The sequence below is a fragment of the Brevibacillus panacihumi W25 genome, assembly GCF_000503775.1.
In the GTDB taxonomy this organism is placed as follows: Bacteria; Bacillota; Bacilli; order Brevibacillales; family Brevibacillaceae; genus Brevibacillus; species Brevibacillus panacihumi_A.
In genome coordinates, this window is the sequence record NZ_KI629786.1 from 279,188 (window position 1) to 298,658 (window position 19,471).

Annotated in this window: 14 protein-coding genes; 1 reads left to right on the forward strand and 13 read right to left on the reverse strand. The window is 51.4% G+C overall.

Features of this window, described 5'->3' with window-relative positions; genetic code table 11:
• Positions 1 to 4: 4 nt before the first annotated feature.
• Positions 5 to 2,041 (reverse strand): copper amine oxidase N-terminal domain-containing protein, encoded by a 2,037-nt coding sequence (locus tag T458_RS51010; protein ID WP_023558894.1) that lies wholly within the window; start codon positions 2,039 to 2,041, stop codon positions 5 to 7.
• Between the two features lie 85 nt (positions 2,042 to 2,126).
• Complete coding sequence (locus T458_RS0129345; RefSeq protein ID WP_031306182.1) at positions 2,127 to 3,914, reverse strand: ABC transporter substrate-binding protein; 1,788 nt, start codon at positions 3,912 to 3,914, stop codon at positions 2,127 to 2,129.
• Positions 3,915 to 4,023: 109 nt separating this feature from the next.
• On the opposite strand from T458_RS0129345, the gene T458_RS51015 reads away from it, so the two are divergent.
• A complete protein-coding gene (locus T458_RS51015; protein ID WP_023558895.1) occupies positions 4,024 to 5,289 on the forward strand; it encodes an MDR family MFS transporter in 1,266 nt (421 codons plus the stop codon).
• Positions 5,290 to 5,316: 27 nt separating this feature from the next.
• Here the strand turns inward: T458_RS51015 and T458_RS51020 are convergent, their stop codons facing one another.
• From T458_RS51020 to T458_RS51070, 11 genes are all read right to left on the reverse strand, one after another.
• Positions 5,317 to 7,452: a GDYXXLXY domain-containing protein gene (locus tag T458_RS51020; RefSeq protein ID WP_031306183.1), complete on the reverse strand. Its 2,136-nt coding sequence runs from the start codon at positions 7,450 to 7,452 to the stop codon at positions 5,317 to 5,319.
• Between the two features lie 106 nt (positions 7,453 to 7,558).
• Positions 7,559 to 7,852 (reverse strand): RNA-binding S4 domain-containing protein, encoded by a 294-nt coding sequence (locus T458_RS51025; RefSeq protein WP_023558897.1) that lies wholly within the window; start codon positions 7,850 to 7,852, stop codon positions 7,559 to 7,561.
• Positions 7,852 to 9,342: a bifunctional methyltransferase/pyrophosphohydrolase YabN gene (mazG, locus tag T458_RS51030; protein WP_023558898.1), complete on the reverse strand. Its 1,491-nt coding sequence runs from the start codon at positions 9,340 to 9,342 to the stop codon at positions 7,852 to 7,854. Before mazG ends, T458_RS51025 begins: the two co-directional genes overlap by 1 nt.
• A 13-nt stretch (positions 9,343 to 9,355) precedes the next feature.
• A complete protein-coding gene (locus T458_RS51035; RefSeq protein ID WP_023558899.1) occupies positions 9,356 to 11,035 on the reverse strand; it encodes a putative polysaccharide biosynthesis protein in 1,680 nt (559 codons plus the stop codon).
• A gap of 147 nt (positions 11,036 to 11,182) precedes the next feature.
• Positions 11,183 to 11,725: a stage V sporulation protein T gene (spoVT, locus tag T458_RS51040; RefSeq protein WP_023558900.1), complete on the reverse strand. Its 543-nt coding sequence runs from the start codon at positions 11,723 to 11,725 to the stop codon at positions 11,183 to 11,185.
• Between the two features lie 248 nt (positions 11,726 to 11,973).
• Complete coding sequence (locus T458_RS51045) at positions 11,974 to 13,050, reverse strand: peptidylprolyl isomerase (protein WP_031306184.1); 1,077 nt, start codon at positions 13,048 to 13,050, stop codon at positions 11,974 to 11,976.
• 40 nt (positions 13,051 to 13,090) lie between these two features.
• On the reverse strand, positions 13,091 to 16,639 hold the full coding sequence (gene mfd, locus T458_RS51050) for a transcription-repair coupling factor (RefSeq protein ID WP_023558902.1): 3,549 nt from the start codon (positions 16,637 to 16,639) through the stop codon (positions 13,091 to 13,093).
• Between the two features lie 165 nt (positions 16,640 to 16,804).
• On the reverse strand, positions 16,805 to 17,035 hold the full coding sequence (locus T458_RS51055; protein WP_023558903.1) for an anti-sigma-F factor Fin: 231 nt from the start codon (positions 17,033 to 17,035) through the stop codon (positions 16,805 to 16,807).
• Between the two features lie 71 nt (positions 17,036 to 17,106).
• Positions 17,107 to 17,673, reverse strand: a complete 567-nt coding sequence (gene pth, locus T458_RS51060) for an aminoacyl-tRNA hydrolase (protein ID WP_023558904.1) — start codon at positions 17,671 to 17,673, stop codon at positions 17,107 to 17,109.
• A 127-nt stretch (positions 17,674 to 17,800) separates the two neighbouring features.
• A complete protein-coding gene (locus T458_RS51065) occupies positions 17,801 to 18,421 on the reverse strand; it encodes a 50S ribosomal protein L25 (RefSeq protein ID WP_023558905.1) in 621 nt (206 codons plus the stop codon).
• 99 nt (positions 18,422 to 18,520) lie between these two features.
• Positions 18,521 to 19,471 (reverse strand): ribose-phosphate diphosphokinase, encoded by a 951-nt coding sequence (locus T458_RS51070; RefSeq protein WP_023558906.1) that lies wholly within the window; start codon positions 19,469 to 19,471, stop codon positions 18,521 to 18,523.

The window sequence follows — 19,471 nt, forward strand, 5'->3', positions numbered from 1 at the left end:
AAGCTTATTTGTAGACGGTGTAGTTGCCGTTTACGTAGATGATGTTGTAACCGGTCCGATCCATGACAAAACGAAGCGGAATCACCGGAATATTGTTTTTCAATTGAACAGCGACAGGCAAGGTAATATTCTGACCGTTCACTGTGGCAATATTGGAGCCTACCTTGAACTGCATCGTGGTATTTCCGCTTACGATGCGAGCAGTAGAATTGTTCCAGGTGGTAGACAAACCGAGTCCATCCTTGTAGAAGGAGGCTGGCATCAATGTGTGCCCATTCACGGTATATGGAGCGGCGGTCAAGGCAAAGGTTTTGCCGCCTTTGGTATAGGAAGCGACATTTGCCTTAAAGCTGACTCCATTCAAAGCAACGATATTGATCGGACGTGCGAACAGCAGACCTTGTTCCTCAGAGGTAAAGACCGAGATGCTGTAGACGCCTGTAGTCGCGGGATTTACGATGCTCGCCGCTTCTGTCACGTTCACTTGCACAGCGGTACGTGCAGGAATGTCCTGTGATGGGTAGATAATCAGGTTTTGTCCTCGCACGCCGACATAGTTGGCAGCCATTCCGTTTACGGTTACGGTGTTTGGCGCAACGTAGGCAGGTACACGGAATCCTGCAGGCATCACGATTTCAACGAAGTCCCGTCCTTTGGCCAAAGGAACACCGAGACCTTTGATGCCCACCTGCAATCCAGCAGGTGTCGAAGCTGTAGCTCTTGTCAATGCAATCGTCGCCGTGCTGTTGTCTACTTGCACAGGAGTGACAGCAGAGGAGCCGCCGACGTCAAATTTTTTGGAACGGTAGGTTTTTCCGTCGACTTTTATGATCATTTCATACGTCCCTGCTGTACGCGGGTTGATCAGGTAGGCGTCTTGAGAGAATTTGATCGTGAGCGAGTTGCTGCTGGAAAATCCGCTCGGTGTGCGGAAGGATACGCGATTCCCACTTACCGAGATATTCGACACCTGTTCTCCGTTTACCGTGACGTTGTAGCTGGAGATGACAGGTGGAACCATCTCGATGCTCGGGAATTCTACCTGGATATCCGTATTGGCATACAGCTTGGAGGACAAATCGAGATCAAACGTATAGCTTGTTCGCGCTCCGGCACTTTTGTCGGAAAGCGATACATCGAAATTCGAAGAACTGCTGCTGGAGGAAGATTCCTTGATTTCGAATGTTTCGGAACGGTATGTCTTGTTGTCGTATTCGATCTCATAGGTATAGGATTTGCCTGAGGAAGAAGGGTTTACAATCCCCGCAGACGACGAGAAGTCCAGCTTCAGGGTTTTGTCCCCGTCTGCCCCGCTCGGCACTTCAATGCGAATGGTGCTGCTTCCGGATAACGTGACTTTTTGAGCCCGCTCTCCGTTTACCTTGACATCTGAACGGTCGATTTCTTTCGGAAGCATGTCCCTGCTCGGCATGGTGACATAAATATACTTTCCTTTGACCAGTTTGGAGCTCAGATTAAATTTGCCCAAAGAGACTGACGTGGTATCTCCGGCTGTGTTTTTCCCCAGAGAAACGTCAAATCGGCTGCTGCTGCTGTTTTTGCTCGAAGATTTTCCGATGGAGATTGTTTCGGAAACAGACTTTTCATTAGTGGTTTGTACACTGATTTTGTAGTCGCCCTTGCTTCCAGGGTTGGTAATGCCATCGATGGTCAGAATCAGCGACGTGTTTTTGCTGATTTTTTCCCCAAGTTCGATTGTTACTGTACGTCCGCTGACAGATACGTCATCGATGTCAATTTCATCATCGTCATCGTCCTCTAGCGTGACGTCCTTTACTTTCAACTTTTTGTCTACTTCATAGCCAGAGGGAAACTTGACAATAATTTCATCCCCGGATGAAAGAGCCTTCTCAATCGTAAATTCAATCGTATATTCAGTTTCTTCATCGGTATCTGTATCGTAAGCCGATACATCATCGATTTCAAGAGCATAAGCGGCATGGGGCAACATAACAATTGGACTGGCAAGGACCGATGTCGCCAGAAGAACAGACATGCTTTTTTTCAAACTTTTGCGCAAAAAAAACGCCTCCTTTTCCCTGCAATCTCCACTATGATAAAGAAAAGTTCGCGGGAAAGGGTTACAGACTGGTAACGATTGGGGATCATTTTACCCACATTTTTGAAAAATCTCCCCACCCAAACGCGTCGATCGCAATGCCTTGCAGCGCGGCATGAAACTGATCTTTGCGCTTGATATGCACGTGGAACAGCAGCCACAGCTCCTCATTCACCTTGTCCTCGATCCTGGCCAGAGCCTGCATCCTTTTTTCCCGGTTGGGCAGGCGAAGCACCTGAGACAAGCTTCTTTCCACGAAAGCTCGCTTGTCGTCATCCAGAAATCGGTGAACCATCGTGCAGTTGTTTTTATAGACCTCGATCAAGCCCATTTCTATATCACGCTGCAGCAATTCCCCCATCATCGCGATGTCAGCCTCCAGAACCATCCGATTGGAGGGTGACAAATATTCTTCTTTTCGCAACACTTCGATTCGGAGCTGGATCCCAATCTTTCGGCATCGCTCCTGCACCCATTTCGCCTCCTGAAGATGTGTTTGCCCCTCACTGACAAAAAATGTAAGCACCTCTCCGTGATAAGAGCTTTTCTGAAGCCAGACTGCAGCTTCATCCAAGGACGTCCTGGGAAAAGACATGGTCCTGCTCTTCTCCGGCAAAAAGCTGCCGGCTGGCGAATATTCCCTCACCTGATTTTCCTGATTCGCATGAAGATCGGCAATATACTGTCCGCGATCCAGCGCCAGGCGCACGGCCTTGCGGAAGGCGTAATCGTGCTGAACGCCAGAACGGTTAAAATTGAAGCCAAGGTAATAACAGCCTACCTCCTGATACTCCACGCGCTGATTTTCTGTTTGCCCCTCAGACGAACCCATCTCTTCGGGCAGCAGATACCTTTTGTCCGGATAACAAGACTCGGGAACCACCCAGATCTCCACTCGATCCAACAGCGCCCGCTCCCGGTAATACTCTTCGAAAGCCTCGAGAACCAGCCATTCACTCGTAAACTCGGCCATGCGAAATGGACCCGTACCGAGGATGGAGCGTTCCGAAAAGGGGACATCGTACGGCAGGATCGACATGGCAATCGAACCGACCAGATGAAGAAAAAAACCGTTGGGTCGGCTCAGATGAAAGGTGATTTTCCGGTCATGATGCTGCTCCAGCCAGAGCACGTCCTCCATCTGCCATTGATAGGGGGAATCAAGCTGTTGCAGCCTTTCCACGGTATAGGCGACATCTTTGCTTGAAAGCAGGCGGCCGTGGTGAAAACGAACCCCTTTGCGCAGGTAAAAGGTCCAGGCGGTCATTTCCTCATTGCATTCCCAAGCATGGGCGAGCTGAGGGATAAACTGCTGCTTCTGCGCGTCAAATTCAATCAGACGATGACAGATTTGCTGGAGGAAGTGGCTCTCCGCTGCCACCGCTACGAAGATCGGGTCCAGGGAACTGAAGGCGCGTGTTCTGGGGATGCGCAGGACATCTGCACTGACCTGTGCCGTCTCTACCGCGTGGAGGCCAAACTGATTGTCCCATACCTCCTGCAGTGCGCGCTTTGCCGCAACAGGCATACGTGGATGATTGATCAATCCCACTGCTTCTCCTACTTTGCCATCCGTAAGCAGCTTCTTGAAATGCGCAGTCAAAAAATCGGTCGTATCGCACAGAATCTCCAACGTAGAAGAATTGCCCCGCCCCACGCCTGCCTTCCAGCGAAGCAAGCCCTCGCTTTCCCATTTGCGCAGAATCAATTTCACGTTGCGGGGAGTACAGGAAAGCAGTTCAGACAACTCCTCAATCTTCATTACCTGCTCATGCCCGCGCTCCCAATCGGTCAGCCCCCATAGCATTTGCATGAAGTGTTCATTGCTTTTCACAAGCCTCACCAGTCCTTTAGCAAAAAGGTGAAATTACTCCTTTGACTTTGCACTTTTTCTTCCTCTTTTGTTCCGTAACAATGATAGCAGAGAGAAAGGAGAGATGCATATGGGCTTTCTACAATTGCATCCCAACATACGCATACGCATTATCACTTCTTTTTTGACCCGTGTCGTCGGGACGATGATCTTTCCCTTTATGGCGATTTACTTTTCCGACAAGCTGGGGCAGGCTTTGGCCGGATTTCTCTTATTCGCGACGATCTGCGCGCAGATCCTGACCAGCTTTTACGGGGGCTATATCGCGGATCGCTGGGGTCGAAAAAAAGTGCTGGTCTACGGACAACTCATTCAATGCGGCGCCTTCACCATCATGACGTTGGCCAATTCGCCGCTTCTGGACTCTGCCTGGCTGACCTTCGTCATGATGCTTTTGCAAAGCGCCAGCAATGGTTTGATCAACCCCGCCGCTGACGCCATGCTGATCGATGTCAGCACCAAAGAAAACCGGACCTTTATGTACAGCATCAGCTATTGGGCTTCCAACCTGTCGATCGCCATCGGTTCCGTATTTGGCGGCCTTTACTTTGCAACGCATCGCTTTGAACTGCTGCTCGCGCTCACACTTGTCGGTTTTGTCACCCTGATCATTACTCGCTTTTTCATGCAGGAGTCGTATCAGCCTGCCCGGCAGACTTCTCTCCCCTCTGGCAGCAGGCTGCTGGTGGATTTGGTTAAGAGCTACAAGAAAGTGCTCCAGGATCGGCTCTTCCTCCTGTACTCACTCGGAGGACTCTTCATTTTTGCTCTTGAGTTCCAGACTTCCAATTACATTGCCGTGCGCCTGTCGCAAGAGTTCCAGACACAGACCCTGCAACTTTTCGACTGGTTTGCCCTGGAAATCACCGGGATCAAGGTTTTTAGCCTGATTCAATTGGAAAACACCTTGCTGGTGGTGTGCCTGTCCTTGCTGGTGACCAAGCTGATCGGCAAAACACGCCCAGCCACTGCGATGTATATTGGAGCACTGCTGTACATCTTCGGCTACGCCGTCACCACGTACAGCAACTCCCTTTGGGTGATCGTCCTCACCATGTTTCTGGCAACTGTAGGAGAGTTGATGCATATTCCGACCCGGCAAACCTACCTGGCCGAGATCGTGCGCGACGATGCCAGAAGCTCGTACATGGCGGTAAATGGCCTCGTGCTCCAAGGGGCGAAGCTGAGTGGAGCCATCGGGATCAGCTTGGGCGCCTTTCTCCCCTCCTATGCCATGGCTTTATTATTCGCGGGATTGGGTGTCATGGGCTTATTGCTCGTCCGCCTCGTGGTTCACCGTTTGGAGCGGGAGAATATCAAAAAGGAAGCTGCTTGACAGTCGAGCAGCTTCCTTCCTTTGTTTTTACTGATTAGCCAAGCTTTCCAGAATGGCGTCTCCCTTTTTGCCAACCTTTACATACGCAAACCTGGCATTTCTTTCGACTTCCAGGCCGGTGCCTTCCGGGACAAAATAACTTTCGATCCCGTACTCCACCTGTGTCGAGCCAAGCGTCGTTCCATTGATGATGACATCGTCAGGCTGTGCCTGATATTCGCGGTTCCAGACACCGTCCAACTCGTAGTAACCACTGTACCCGTACACACCATCTGCCTGTTTTCGCAATACGACACGAATGTTTTTACCATGCTGCAGATCCTCGCTGTCCAATCTGGAGATCGTGTACCCCAGCTGGACGTAGTCGCCTTGCAACAGGGAGCGCGGATCGACCGGCTGCAGCTCCAGCTTGACGAGCGTGCCTTGCGCCAGAATGGTCTCGCTGCTCCAGACCTGGTAGCCGACAATCACCAATTGAAGCAGGATGACTGGTACGAGCAGCAGGCGTTTCATGGCAACAATCGGCGGCTTTTCCGACGTCCCTTCGTATTTTGCACGACGATCCAGCCACCCGCTGACAGCGAAAAATACGAGGCTCAACAGTAAGAGACTGAGCGACTTGTGCAACAGGCTCCAGACAAAGTCGTAGTATTTCATTGCGAGAAACGCAAACCAAAATGCGAGTGTAATCCCAAATTCCCAGCTTCCCCGCTGACGCTGCAACGTCCAGTACAGCAAAAAGGTACTGAGAGCAAAAAAGCCCAGGTTGGAGACCAGAAGGAGCGTCCCGTGATCAGACCATTCCGTCAGCAGCAGCAGGAAGAACAGAGCGTAGCTTAACGATGTGTTGCGCAGTACCGGCGAACCCCGCCACAGGACATACATCCCCATCTGAAACACGAACAGCAGCAGCATGACCCACTCATGCGGAAATATGTCAGTCAACTCGATGCCAAGCACGACGAGGAAGGTAAACTGCGTCAGCAGCCTCCCTGCTACGCTCGGAAGGATGAACCACACCACTCCTGCGACTGCTAGAAAAAGTATCCAGATCCCGCTTTCCAAAAAAATCGACGAGGATGCTCCCATCAGATACCCCATCATCAGCAGGGTATAGCGAACCGTAGCATTCATCCCTTTATACAGGACGACCGGACCCAAAAAGCCGACCACGGAAAGAAAAAAGGTGAAGTAGAGCACCGCAGTCGAATCCGTAAACACCAGAAACATGAATCCCGTGATCGAGACCGAGGCGATCAGGGAAGCCACTGTGGTGACGAGCACCATGAAAGCCTCCTGAAAAAAACGGAACCACATGCTCTCGTGGCGATTGGAGGATTTGAGCCATTTGATTGCCACAACCGCTCCCCATACAAGCAGCCCGGCTACCAGCAGACTGAGGGCAAAAAACCCTTCGGAGTAATACTCGGCCATGTACCAGAAGAAGTTGGCAATGACAAACAATGCGAGGAAAGCCGATTTGGCCACCAGCAAACCGCGGTTAGGCATCCATTTCAAAAACAGAAAGAACAAGGCCGCACCAGTCAGCATGTAGAGAAGCTCCGGGAAGGGGCCGTATACGTCTACGAAAGAAGAGCAAAAAAGAGCGAGACAGAAGACGGCAAAGGACAAGTATTGAATCGCCCTGGATCGCAGGCGCTGGGTATACGCCAACCAGAAAAGAATAAAATCCAAAAGGCCGATGATCCAAAAGGTCATGAACCACCAGGCATCCTCCCGTGCGACATGCACGACTGAGGGATCGAGGAAAAACCAAAGGGCCAGGTGTGCCAGCACAAAACTGATGACATAAAAGGGCTGGTAGCGCGTCAGGAACGAAAAGAGCAGGCTCGGAATCAGCCAAACGACAAACAGCATGTAGCTGTCAGCATGGGAATTATAAATTTGCCCCAGCAAGGCGACACTGACGCCGAATGAAAGACAGCCCGCGAGCAACAGCCAGTTGCTGATAAACGAATGCCTTTTCAACAGGTAAGCGACCAGGTAGGATACCAGATAAAAGAGAACCAGTACCGATACGCTGATCCCGATTTTGCCCCAGCGATCCAACGCAGGCCAGTTCGAAGCGAAAAAATACAAGAGTGCAGACAGAAGCAGTGAAATCGCAAGCAAATATCCTAGACGTACGACGTTGCCGTTCATTCCGATCACTCCTTTCCTCCTGTAATGCGAGCACCCTCATTATATTCTTATTCTTACCTAAAAAAGAAGAGGCTGCAAAAAACACAGCCTCTTCCTTCTCATCGCCTTATCCCTTGATGTAGGCATCTTCTTCTTTTTCGTCGCGCGGCACAGGTACTTCTCCCAATACGCGATACAGAGATGCTGCCTCTTCCTTGCGCGGATTTTCCTTGATATCCTCAACCTGCACGGTCACGATCTTCTGACCGAAGCGAATCGCCAGCTTGTCGCCGATTTTGACATTGCTGGATGCCTTGGCGGGGCGATCATTGATTTCCACCCGCGCTTTGTCGCACACCTCTTTTGCCAGCGTACGCCGTTTGATCAGGCGTGATACTTTCAGATATTTATCCAGTCTCACTACATTTCTCCCCCTTTTTCACGGTGCTTGGCTTCCTCCCACCACTTGTCCATCTCCTGCAGGTCCGTCTCCTCGAAGGAGCGTCCTGCCTCTTTCAATTTGCTTTCGATATAGGAAAAACGCCGTTTGAATTTCTTGTTGGTCATCGCGAGTGCTTCTTCCGGGTCGAGCTTGAGAAAACGCGCCAGGTTGACGACGGCGAAAAGCAGATCGCCCAGCTCTTCTGCCCGATCTCGCTCGGATGCTTCCCGCAGCTCGCGGTACTCCTCTTCGATCTTGCCGTAAACATCTGCCACATCGTCCCAGTCAAAACCGATCTGGGCAGCTTTCTTCTGCAGCTTGTAGGCGTACATCAATGCCGGCAAGTCGCGCGGAATGCCAGCCAATTGCGATTGGTTGGCCACTTCAATGCCCTTCGCTGCCTTTTCCTGCGCCTTGATCTCCTGCCAGTTGGCAAGGGCTTCTACAGCATCATCGGCATGTTTTTCGCCAAATACATGCGGGTGACGGCGAACCAGCTTTTCATTCAGTCCGGCGACGACATCCTCCACGGTGAAATAGCCATCCTCAGCAGCCATTTGCGAGTGAAGCATGATCTGCATCAACAAATCGCCCAATTCCTCGCACATCGCATCCGGATCCTCATCGTCTATGGTCTCGAGGACTTCATAGGTTTCTTCGATCAGGTTTTTGCGGATACTCTGATGCGTCTGCTCGCGATCCCACGGGCAGCCTTCCGGACTGCGCAGAATCGCCACGATCTCCTTCAGATACGAAAACTGCCGGTACCAGATCCGCTCTTCTCGCGCTGGCGGCACATAGACCAATGACAGGTTCCCGAAGTGATCGAGACGATCCAATTCGTAAAGCGGAACCGTCTCGATCCGCTCCTGACCCGCCACGCCGACCGCCGTCGCTGCGGTCACCGGGGAATCATCAGGCAGGACCTCCATCAGCGTCAGTTTGACATCGGACGCGATCATCGCATCGTATACTTGCGCAATGATGGTATGTAAGCCAGGTGATACTTCATCTGTCTTGAGCGCTGTACCGTCCAGCAGGGCAAATCCTTCGATCGGATCGATTTTCAACCGTGCAAACAGAGGATCGAGAAAGCTTTGCCCACCCATGATCTCGATCTGGACACCCTGAGCATCCCCTTTTTCCAGCAAGAGCTGTACCGTACGCTCTGCTACAAGCGGATGACCGGGAACAGCATAGACAATATCGCCGTCCTTTTCCGCAGCCGCTAACAATTGCCGGACAATCTCCTCATACACCTCAGCAAAGGAATCGTACTGCTCGTAGACATCATCATAGGAGGCAAAAGCGACTCCCTCTGCTGCCAATTGCCCAACGACAGGGTGTTCACGGGTCCGCAGGAAAAGGTTTTTGGCCTCTTTCAGCTTGCGGTAGATACCATACGGCAGTTGGTCGAGATCTCCTGCCCCCAAGCCCAATATCGTGATCGAACTTTTCTTTTTATCCACTCGTCACATCTCCTTATGCGTTCTCGACATGGTCCTTGCTGGGCGGCAACAGCCGCAAGCGGGTGAGGAATGCGGAGATACGCTTCCCTTTGGGCAAATAGAGAATGTCTCCTCTGGTCAAGCCGCCTGTCTTCAACAACGCCAACAGATAGACGAGGGCCCCTGCTCCAACAGCTATCAGACCGACCAGAGTATGGAACAGGCGCTCTGATTTGATTACCCCGCCCAAAAGCGCATAGCCTCCCCATTCCACCACCAGGACGACCACTGCCATCACCAGCACGGACAAGAAGGGCCTGAGCGCTGTCTGGCGCCAACTGATCTTCGCTCCTGTATATTTTTTCACGCCAAGTACATTGAGGCCCATCGCCACGAAGTAAGCCAATACCGTAGACAAAGCGGCACCTGTAATGCCCCAGAAGGGCACGAGCAACAGGTTGAACACCAGCTTGACCACGACCCCAATCAGCAAATTGCGGGCAGGGCGCATGACTCTGCCTAAGCCTTGCAGAATTCCGGCGCTGGCGATGCTTAATGTAGCGAACGCGATCGTCAGGGACTGCACCGCAATCGCCTGCGTCCCATTGCTGTCCCCGTACAGCATAACGTTTACAGGTTCCGCCAGCAAAGCCAGTCCGACTGATGCCGGAAGCCCCAACAAAAAGGTGAGGCGAATCGCAATCTCGGAACGCGTCGCAATCAACTGATGCTGGCGCTGAGCTGCAGCTTCGCTAATCGCCGGAACCAATGCCAGCGAGAGAGACGTCGCAAAAAAGGTGCCAAACTGAATCAGCGGCTGACTGCGGTCGAACGCGCCCTTCATCACCTTCGCCAAATGCTCTTCCATCCCGCTCCACTGCAGCATGTTGATAACAGTTATCGAATCGACCAGGGGGATCAGCGGCAGCACCAATGCACCAATGCAGATGGGCAGCGCATACCGCAACAGACTTGCGAGCACCTGACGATTGCTCCACGTAGGGTTGTTCTCGGATGTAGCATCGCCCTCATCCGCTGGTGTGTCGGCGTACAGGGCAGGATTGTTCTTTTTATCACGGCGCCAATACCACAAGAGGACGAGCACTGCCGCAACTCCCCCAGGAAAGGCAGCGAAGACAGCCCCTGTACCCGCGAGGTAAGCATCTTCATGGATATACATCGCCCAGTAAGCAGCCAGCAGAATGAAAACAACCCGAATCAATTGCTCCATGACTTGGGAGACGCCCGTCGGCATCATGTTTTGATGTCCCTGAAAATAACCGCGCAGAATCGCTACCATCGGCAGCAGCGGCAGCGACCATGCAACTGCTCGAAGCGGTGTAGTCAGGTGATCGTCACCCATGAAATCCGCAATATACGGTGCTCCGCCAAATAAAAGCAGGAAGAAAAAGAGCCCCAGAATCAATAAAGCGATGCTGGCGACGCGAAAGGACCTGCGTGCTCCCTGCACATCCCCGATCGCCGTGCGCTCCGAAACAATCTTGGAAATCGCGATCGGAAAGCCCGCTGTAGCCAGAATCAACAGGGTGGTATACAACGGGTAGACCTGCATATAAACGTACAAACCGATATCGCCGGCAATATTTTGATACGGAATGCGGTATACCGCTCCTAAAAGTTTGGAGACGAGACCGGCAACCCCAAGAATTGCGGCGCCTTTCACAAACAGTAAAGATGTCTTTTCCTGAGCCATAAACGTGAATGTTCTCCTCTCCAACCAGAAACTTCGTTCATTATATCACATGCCTTTGCGTAAGAAAAAAAGGCCAGGCACGGTCTGTATACAAAAAAGCAGCCCCGCGCATAAGAGGGCTGCTTCTTTGTGATACAGGCCAAAAACCTACTGCTCCATCTGCTTCGCAAGGAAGCCAGCTGCTGTCTCGGCCATCTTCATTTCGAGATCACTCATTTTGGTCGATTCATTCTTATTCAGAAGAATGACAGACCCGATAGGATCACCGCCTGCGACAATCGGTGCGACAACGAAAGAACCGTAAGTCTCACTGACATCACGACAAATCTCATACGTTCCAGCATTTTTCTCCAACCGCGTTTTGCGTTCCTCCAGGCTCTTCTCTACAATGCTGCCAATCGATTTTTCCAGATATTCCTTCTTGGAAGCCCCAGCTACTGCGATTACGCTGTCTCGGTCTGAAATCAACACAGTATGGTTCAAGCTCTCGTACAGAGAGTCAGCGTATTCTTTTGCAAAATCACCAAGTTCTCCAATGGGCGAATACTTCTTGAGAATGACTTCTCCGTCACGGTCCACGAAAATCTCAAGCGGGTCCCCTTCACGAATGCGCAGTGTACGGCGAATCTCCTTAGGAATCACGACCCTACCGAGGTCGTCAATTCGACGAACGATACCAGTTGCTTTCATGTCTTGTTGCCTCGCTTTCCTAAGAGAAGTGGGTAGTGAATAGGTGCTTGGTGGTTGGATACCTGTATTTTTTCCTGAAATTCTAATTTTACCTATGCGTATGGGCAGCAACTTTTTCCTTTTTTTCCAGCCTTTTCTCGGTTACTCTCCCCCGGGCGGTAGCGAGTGAGTATAGTATTTGTTCCCGTTTCAGGAATATGCGAGAAAACGGAAAAACAGGGAGTTATGTTCACCCCCTGTTTTTCTGATTACTTCGTAGCCGGTTGTTTTGGCTCAGGAATATGGTAAGCGACGACCAGCTTGTCCAGCTCGCTGTTGCTAAACGTATCGTATGCTCTCTCGAGGGCAACTCCGCGGAGTTGTTCCTTCATCTCATCAAAGGTTTTTTCCTTGCGGTTTTCCACTTTCACGATGTGGTAGCCGTAATTTGTTTTTACAGGAGGTCCTACTTCTCCGATCGGTTGTTTCAAAGCAGCCTCTTTGAATTCTGGCACCCATTGCGTCACCATGGTATCTGCATATAGACCGCCGTTCTCTTTACTGCCTGGGTCATCGGTGAATTCTGTAGCCAGCTTGGCAAAGTCTTCTCCTTTTTTCAGACGAGCTTCCAGGTCTTGTACCAGCTTCAAAGCTTCTTCTTCTGAGCGGCTCTCGGTGGAGATCAGGATGTGGCGCACGGAAGCAACGGTCCGGTTCGCCGGATCCAGAGCATCGTATTCTTTCTTGAGCTCAGGATCGCCGATCTCTTTTTTCAGAACATTGATCGAATTATTGATAATGGTCATCTGGTCGACGATTATCTCTTTCGATACAGCTTGCCCTTCCATGAACTTGTCAAATTTGGCCTCGTCCTTTCCAAAGAACGCCAGGTATTGCCCTTTGATTTTTTCAAAGGTTTGTTCTGCCATATCCTTGGATTCCTTCTTGACGGCGTCATCTGCGCGGTCAGACAGGATCTTGGTTGCAGTATACTCGCGGGCAAACGCTTTGAGCTCGTCTTTGCCTGCAACCTCGATCATGCCGCCTTGCTGCGGGTTCATGAAATTGATGACACGCAAGAACGTCTCGAACTCCTTGCCTGTCATCTTGCCGCCCTGATACTCCACAATGGTCGCATCAGGTTCAACGGTAAACGGCATATCGAGCTTCGGGAATTGGGCAAGCGGATCGTTAGGATCTTCTGCCTGCTGTCCGTTTTTCCCCGCATACGTCTGATTGGACGGCGTATTGCCAGCACCTTGTTCATTTTCTTTTGCATTCCCGCATCCGGTCAACAAGGCAAATGTCAATGCAACTGAAGATAGAATCGCCAAAGAACGGTTCATTTTCATCGTTTGGATCTCCTTTTCCGGCAAGCTCGCAGTCTTACGAGACTGGGCTTTCCTTACCAGTGTCTTTGCGCACCTGGTGAAATTGCCGCAGCAGTTTTTCAACCAATTGAACGCCTTCATCCTCTTGCAACCCTTTTACTTTAACAGTTATCACGATCTGTTGTCCACCGAACAGACCTACCCGTCTGCCCCAACCGCTGGTCATCGCGAACAAAGCTCCGCCGTCGATGTTCTCATTTTGGCTTGGATGCAGATACAATTTGATCTCATCCGGATTCTTTTGACTGATCTCTGTGATGTGATGCTGCAAGGCATAGACGCGCAATCGGGATATCGTCAACAGATTCTCCACTGGCTTCGGTATGGTGCCAAATCGATCCAGCAGCTCTTCGGAAAGATCCTCCACATCTTCCAGAGAAGATACAGCGACGAATTTTTTGTACATCTCGATTTTTTGACGGCTGTCCGTAATATACAGCGAAGGAAGATAAGCATCCAATTGCAGATTGATCTCGACTGGCGTAACGATTTCTTGTTTGGCTTCGCCCTTCAGCTCGTCTATGGCTTCCTTCAGCATCTGGCTGTACAGATCAAAACCGACGGAGTTGATAAAGCCGTGCTGCTCCGCCCCAAGCAAATTACCCGCTCCACGGATGGACAAGTCGCGCATGGCGATCTTGAAGCCCGATCCCAGCTCGGTAAACTCTTTGATGGCTTGCAGGCGCTTCTCCGCTACCTCCGTCAGAACCTTGTCGCGCTGATAGGTGAAATACGCATAGGCGATCCGGTTGGAACGGCCAACCCGTCCACGCAGCTGATACAACTGGGACAAGCCCATTTTGTCAGCATTGTAGATGATCAGCGTATTGACGTTGGGGATGTCCACGCCGGTCTCGATGATGGTCGTACTCACCAACACGTCGTAATTTCCTTCGAGAAAATCGAGGATGACGGCCTCCAGCTCACTCTCGTTCATCTGGCCATGCGCGACAGCGATTCGCGCATCAGGGACCAGCATCGAGATCTGCTCGGCCATCTGCTCGATGCCTTGCACCTGATTGTAGAGAAAGAACACCTGTCCGTCGCGAGCTAATTCCCGTTCGATCGCCTCACGGACGAGGGCCGGGCTGTAGTCCATGACGTAGGTTTGCACCGGAAAACGGTTTTCCGGCGGCGTCTCAATTACCGACAGATCTCGCACGCCCAGCATGGACATGTGCAAGGTCCGAGGAATAGGGGTAGCCGTCAAGGTGATGACGTCTACATTGGTCTTCATCTGCTTCAGCTTTTCCTTGTGGCTGACGCCAAAGCGCTGCTCCTCGTCCACAATCAACAGACCCAGATCGCGGAACGTCAGATCTTTGGAGAGAAGCCGATGTGTCCCGATAACGACATCGACCGTGCCTTCTTTCAGTCCCTTGAGTGTCGCGTTCTGTTCCTTGCGCGAGCGGAAACGGCTCAGTACCTCGACGCGAATCGGGTAGTCGGCAAAACGCTCACGGAAGGTCTCGTAATGCTGCTGGGCCAGAATGGTCGTCGGCACCAACACAGCGACCTGCTTGCCGTCCATGACGGATTTGAAAGCCGCGCGAATCGCTACCTCGGTCTTTCCGTAGCCAACGTCCCCACATACAAGACGATCCATCGGCCGCTTGCGTTCCATGTCGGCCTTGACCTCGCTGATCGCGCGCAGCTGGTCCGGCGTCTCTTGATACGGAAACATCGCTTCGAACTCGCGCTGCTCCAGCGTATCTGGAGAAAAGGCATGGCCCACTGCCGCTTCCCGGGAAGCGTACAGCTTGATCAGATCTTCTGCAATGTCTTTGACAGAGGATTGGACCTTGTTTTTGACGCGCTTCCAGTCATTGCCGCCCAGACTGTAAATTTTGGGCTGAGCTTCTTCGCTCGCCACGTATTTTTGCACGTGATCGATCTGGTCGATCGGCACGAAAAGGCTGTCTCCAGCCGCGTATTGAATATGCAGGTAATCTTTATGAATTCCGAGTATTTCCTTGGTTTCGATCCCAAGATACTTCCCGATCCCGTGATTTACGTGCACGACGTAATCGCCGGGCTTCAGTTCCAGATAATTTTTGATCCGCTCGGCATTGCTCATCGTCTGCTGGACTTTGCGCGCCTTGCGTTGTTTTGCCGTAAAGACCTCGCCTTCCGTAATGACGACCAGCTTGTTTAGCGGCAGCTCAAATCCGGATTGCAGGTTGCCCAAAATAATGGTCGGACGCCCGGGTGGAACCGTTTCCACGGAATCAAGCAGCAGATCGGCTTCCATCTCGTAATCGTGCAAAACGCGTTCCAGCCGCTTCGCCCGCTCTGCATCAGCCGCAACGAAGATAATCTGATCCTGCGACTTCTTCCAGCGTGCCAGTTCTGTTTTCAGCACGTTCATTTGACCATGGAAATTTTGCATGCTGCGGCAAGTCAGATTCACAATATTTTGCGGCTGTGTTTTCGGTGATTGTCTCAAGAAGAGGGACAGGTGGATCATCTGGCGCTTTTTGGATGAAAGCAATTCATCATATGAGCGGGACAGCGTCAGGTTGGCCATGTAATCACCTTGCATGATTCGCCCTGTCAGCCATTCCGCCTCCTCTTTCTGCAGCTGTGCTGCCGTATCGATCACGCGGGTAGGCTCATCCATGATCAACAGCGTATCAGCCGGCATGTACGAGAGCAAAGTGTCCTGTGTCGGATAAATGACGGAGATGTACGCGAACAGATTGGGAAAACGTTGTCCCTGAGCCATCCGCTCGACATCGGAACCGATTCGTTCTACGACCTTTTCCTTGGCAGCGCCATCCTTGAGCTTGGCGACTGTCTCACCCAGCTTTTGCTCCAATCGGACAGCTGATTCCTGCAAAAGAGGCGTCGACGCGATCATTTCTTTTGCAGGCCCCAGCAAATAGCTTTGTACAGAGGTCAACGATCGTTGTGTCGCCATGTCAAACATGCGAATGGAATCGATCTCGACATCGAACAATTCGATCCGCACCGGCCACTCGGAGTCGATCGGGTACAGGTCAATTATCCCCCCGCGAACGCTCAACTCCCCTTTTCGCTCCACCATGTCCACCCGCTCATAGCCAAGCTCAATACAGCGCAAGAGGAACGATTCGATGTCCAGCTCCTCGCCCACTTTCAGCTCGATCTGAGCTGCTTTCCATACATGGGGCGGCACTACCAGGCGGCGCAAACCGGCAAAAGGCGCAACCAAAAAACCCGTAAAGCCTTGGGCCAAACGGTTGAATACGTGAATGCGCTGCGCCAGCATCTCGGGGCTGGCAATCGCCAATTCGGAACCGATCAGTTCATTGCCGGGATACAGCAGCACTTGATCAGCAGGGACTAGCTCGATCAAATCTTCATATACTTTTTGCGCTTGATACATATTGTGCGTGACGACGCAAACTGGTCGATCGCTCATTTGCTTCAGAGCAACCATAAAGGCCTGTCTAGCTGATCCAGCCAAACCGGAAACCAACTGTTCGCTCAAGCCTTGTTCCAAACCAGCCACAATCGTCCCGACATTGACGTCTTGTTTTATCGGGTTAATGATGACTTGCATTCACTAATCCCCTCTCTAGTTCTTCTGTCGTACAGCATATTTCAATCTCCCTAACCATCACAAGAGATGGGGATCTGGATCAACCATGCGAAAAGAAGCCTTAGCTCCCCAAGCTAAGGCCTTGTCAATTCAAGCCTTCTACGTAATCTCAACGCTGTCCCACTATTATTGAAGCGGATTTCCGACCAGGGAAAGCTCCGGGTTCCAATTCAAGGCTTCACGGCAAAAATCACACGTGATGCGGACAATCGTATCGCCACTTTCTTCTCTCGATATTATAAGAGCCCGGTCTTCATCGGTCAAGGAATCTAAACCGAGCTGCGCTTCCGACACCTGCGATTCAGCAAATTCAGCAATCTTCATACCGCAACAGCGACATGTGTAGCGTATGCTCATGTATATGCCACCCCCACACCATTTATCGATAGTATGGTCGTGAGAGTGGAAAATCATACTAGGTACGCCGGCTACTTCAATGCATTGAAGTGATTCATCACTTTGAGAAATGGCTCTCGGACCCACATGTCGGCTGCATCTGCTGCACGGCTTACTGCCTCGTCTATTTCCTTGCGTTCCCCTGATGGGAATGACTGCAGCACGTAATCGCTGACGCTTCGGCCTGGTTCTGGTCTGCCGATGCCCACTTTGATCCGCTTAAACTCCTGTGTCCCCAGATGCTGAATCATCGATTTAATGCCATTGTGTCCGCCAGCACTCCCTTTTTCCCGCAAACGAAGCTGTCCCGTAGGCAGATCCAGATCGTCAAAAATGACGACCAGATCATCCGGCGTCAATTTGTAAAAGCGCAGGATCTCAGCAATCGATTCCCCGGACAAGTTCATATAGGTCTGGGGCTTGACCAAGAGAACCTTCTCTCCCTGCGCGCGTCCCTCCCCAATAAGGGCACGAAACTTATTGGAAGAGACGGGAATCCCCCAGTTCTCGCTAATTTTATCTATGGCCATAAAACCGGCATTATGTCTTGTATCCTCATATTTTTTCCCGGGGTTCCCGAGGCCGATCACTACTTTCACGCCGATTCCCTCCCTTGTTCTTTTCCCATTGTACCTGAAACCATTTGATTCGCAAGCCTTGAGCCATGCTCATCCGGGGGAGGAGTACAAAAAAAGCCCCGGTGACGGCAACACCGGGACATGTTTGCTACACTTTTTTCGATTCCTCCGTCGAACCCGCTGCTTCGGCTGTTTCGGCCGCATCCTCCGCGGCATCCAAGGATTCCTCCGAAGCTGCTTTGACTGGCAGTATGCTGATCAGCACTTCCATCGAGTCCAGACCAACATCTACGCCTGCCGGAATTTGCAGATCCTGAACCAGCACCACATCACCAATATTCAGCCCATCTACGTTTACCGTGAACGATTCGGGGATATTTCCCGGCAGACAACTGATCTCTACACTATGACGAACCAGCGTCGCTACACCAAGCTCAGGATCACCTGTCATCAGAACTGGAACCGTCGTGTGGATTTTTTCATTCATATTGATTGCTTTGAAGTCAGCATGCAAGATATTCCCGGCCAAGGGATGACGCTGCAATTCGTACACCATCACATCGTGCTCCTGACCGTCTACCACCAACCGAAAAGGCTTGTTGGTCGCTTGCGTGCGCAGGACAGCATCCAATGCCCTGCCCTCGATCTGGATGGCCAAATTACTGACATCCGTACCGTACACAACAGCAGGCACCCAGCCCTTGCGCCGAAGTTCCCTGACGTAGTTGCCCGACTCCCGTTCACGCACCTGAGCCTTTATCGCTTCCACAAAAAAACCTCCTCTGGCTGCTAGGTAAAGTTTCCTTTCCTAGCTTGTCCATCGGAGGTTATTTCATTCCCCTTTACCCTAGAGGAGGTTTTGGCTGATTTAGTCGAACAGCTTGCTTACCGACAGCTCTTCGTGGACGCGAATAATCGCTTCCCCGATGATTGGAGCTACGGACAGAACCGTAATTTTATCTGTCAGCTTTTCCTCACTGAGCGGAATCGAGTTGGTCACGATCAATTCTTTGATCTTGGAGTTGGTAATGCGCTCGATTGCAGGTCCGGAGAGTACAGGATGCGTACAGCATGCGTATACTTCACGAGCCCCTGCTTCCACCAACGCATTGGCAGCCAGTGTAATCGTTCCAGCTGTATCAATAATATCATCAATGATGATAGCCGTTTTGCCCTCGATGTTCCCTACGATGTTCATGACTTCTGCCACGTTTGGTTCCGGACGGCGTTTGTCGATAATGGCGATTGGCGCTTCCAGACGTTCTGCCAGCTTACGCGCACGGGTAACACCGCCGTGATCCGGAGATACCACAACGATATCCTCGAGACCTTTTTCGGCAAAGTGCTTCGCCAAAATCGGCACTCCCAACAGATGATCAACCGGGATGTCGAAGAAGCCCTGAATTTGAGTCGCATGCAGGTCCATTGTGATCACACGTTGTGCCCCTGCTGTCTCAATCAGATTGGCAACCAGTTTCGCCGTGATCGGATCGCGCGCACGAGCTTTGCGATCTTGACGGGCGTAGCCGTAGTACGGAATGACGACGTTGATGCTTTTGGCGGAAGCGCGTTTCAATGCATCCACCATGACCAAAAGCTCCATCAAATGCTCATTAACGGGAGCAGATGTCGGCTGAATGACAAATACGTCACAACCGCGAACACTTTCATTCAATTTAATTTGGCACTCTCCATCACTAAATTGAACAGCTTGCGCATTTCCAAGCGGCACTCCGATGTGTTCAGCAATTTCCTTTGCCAGTTGCGGGTTTGCGTTGCACGTAAATACCTTCAGTTTTGGGTCGCGGTAGTTAGCCAT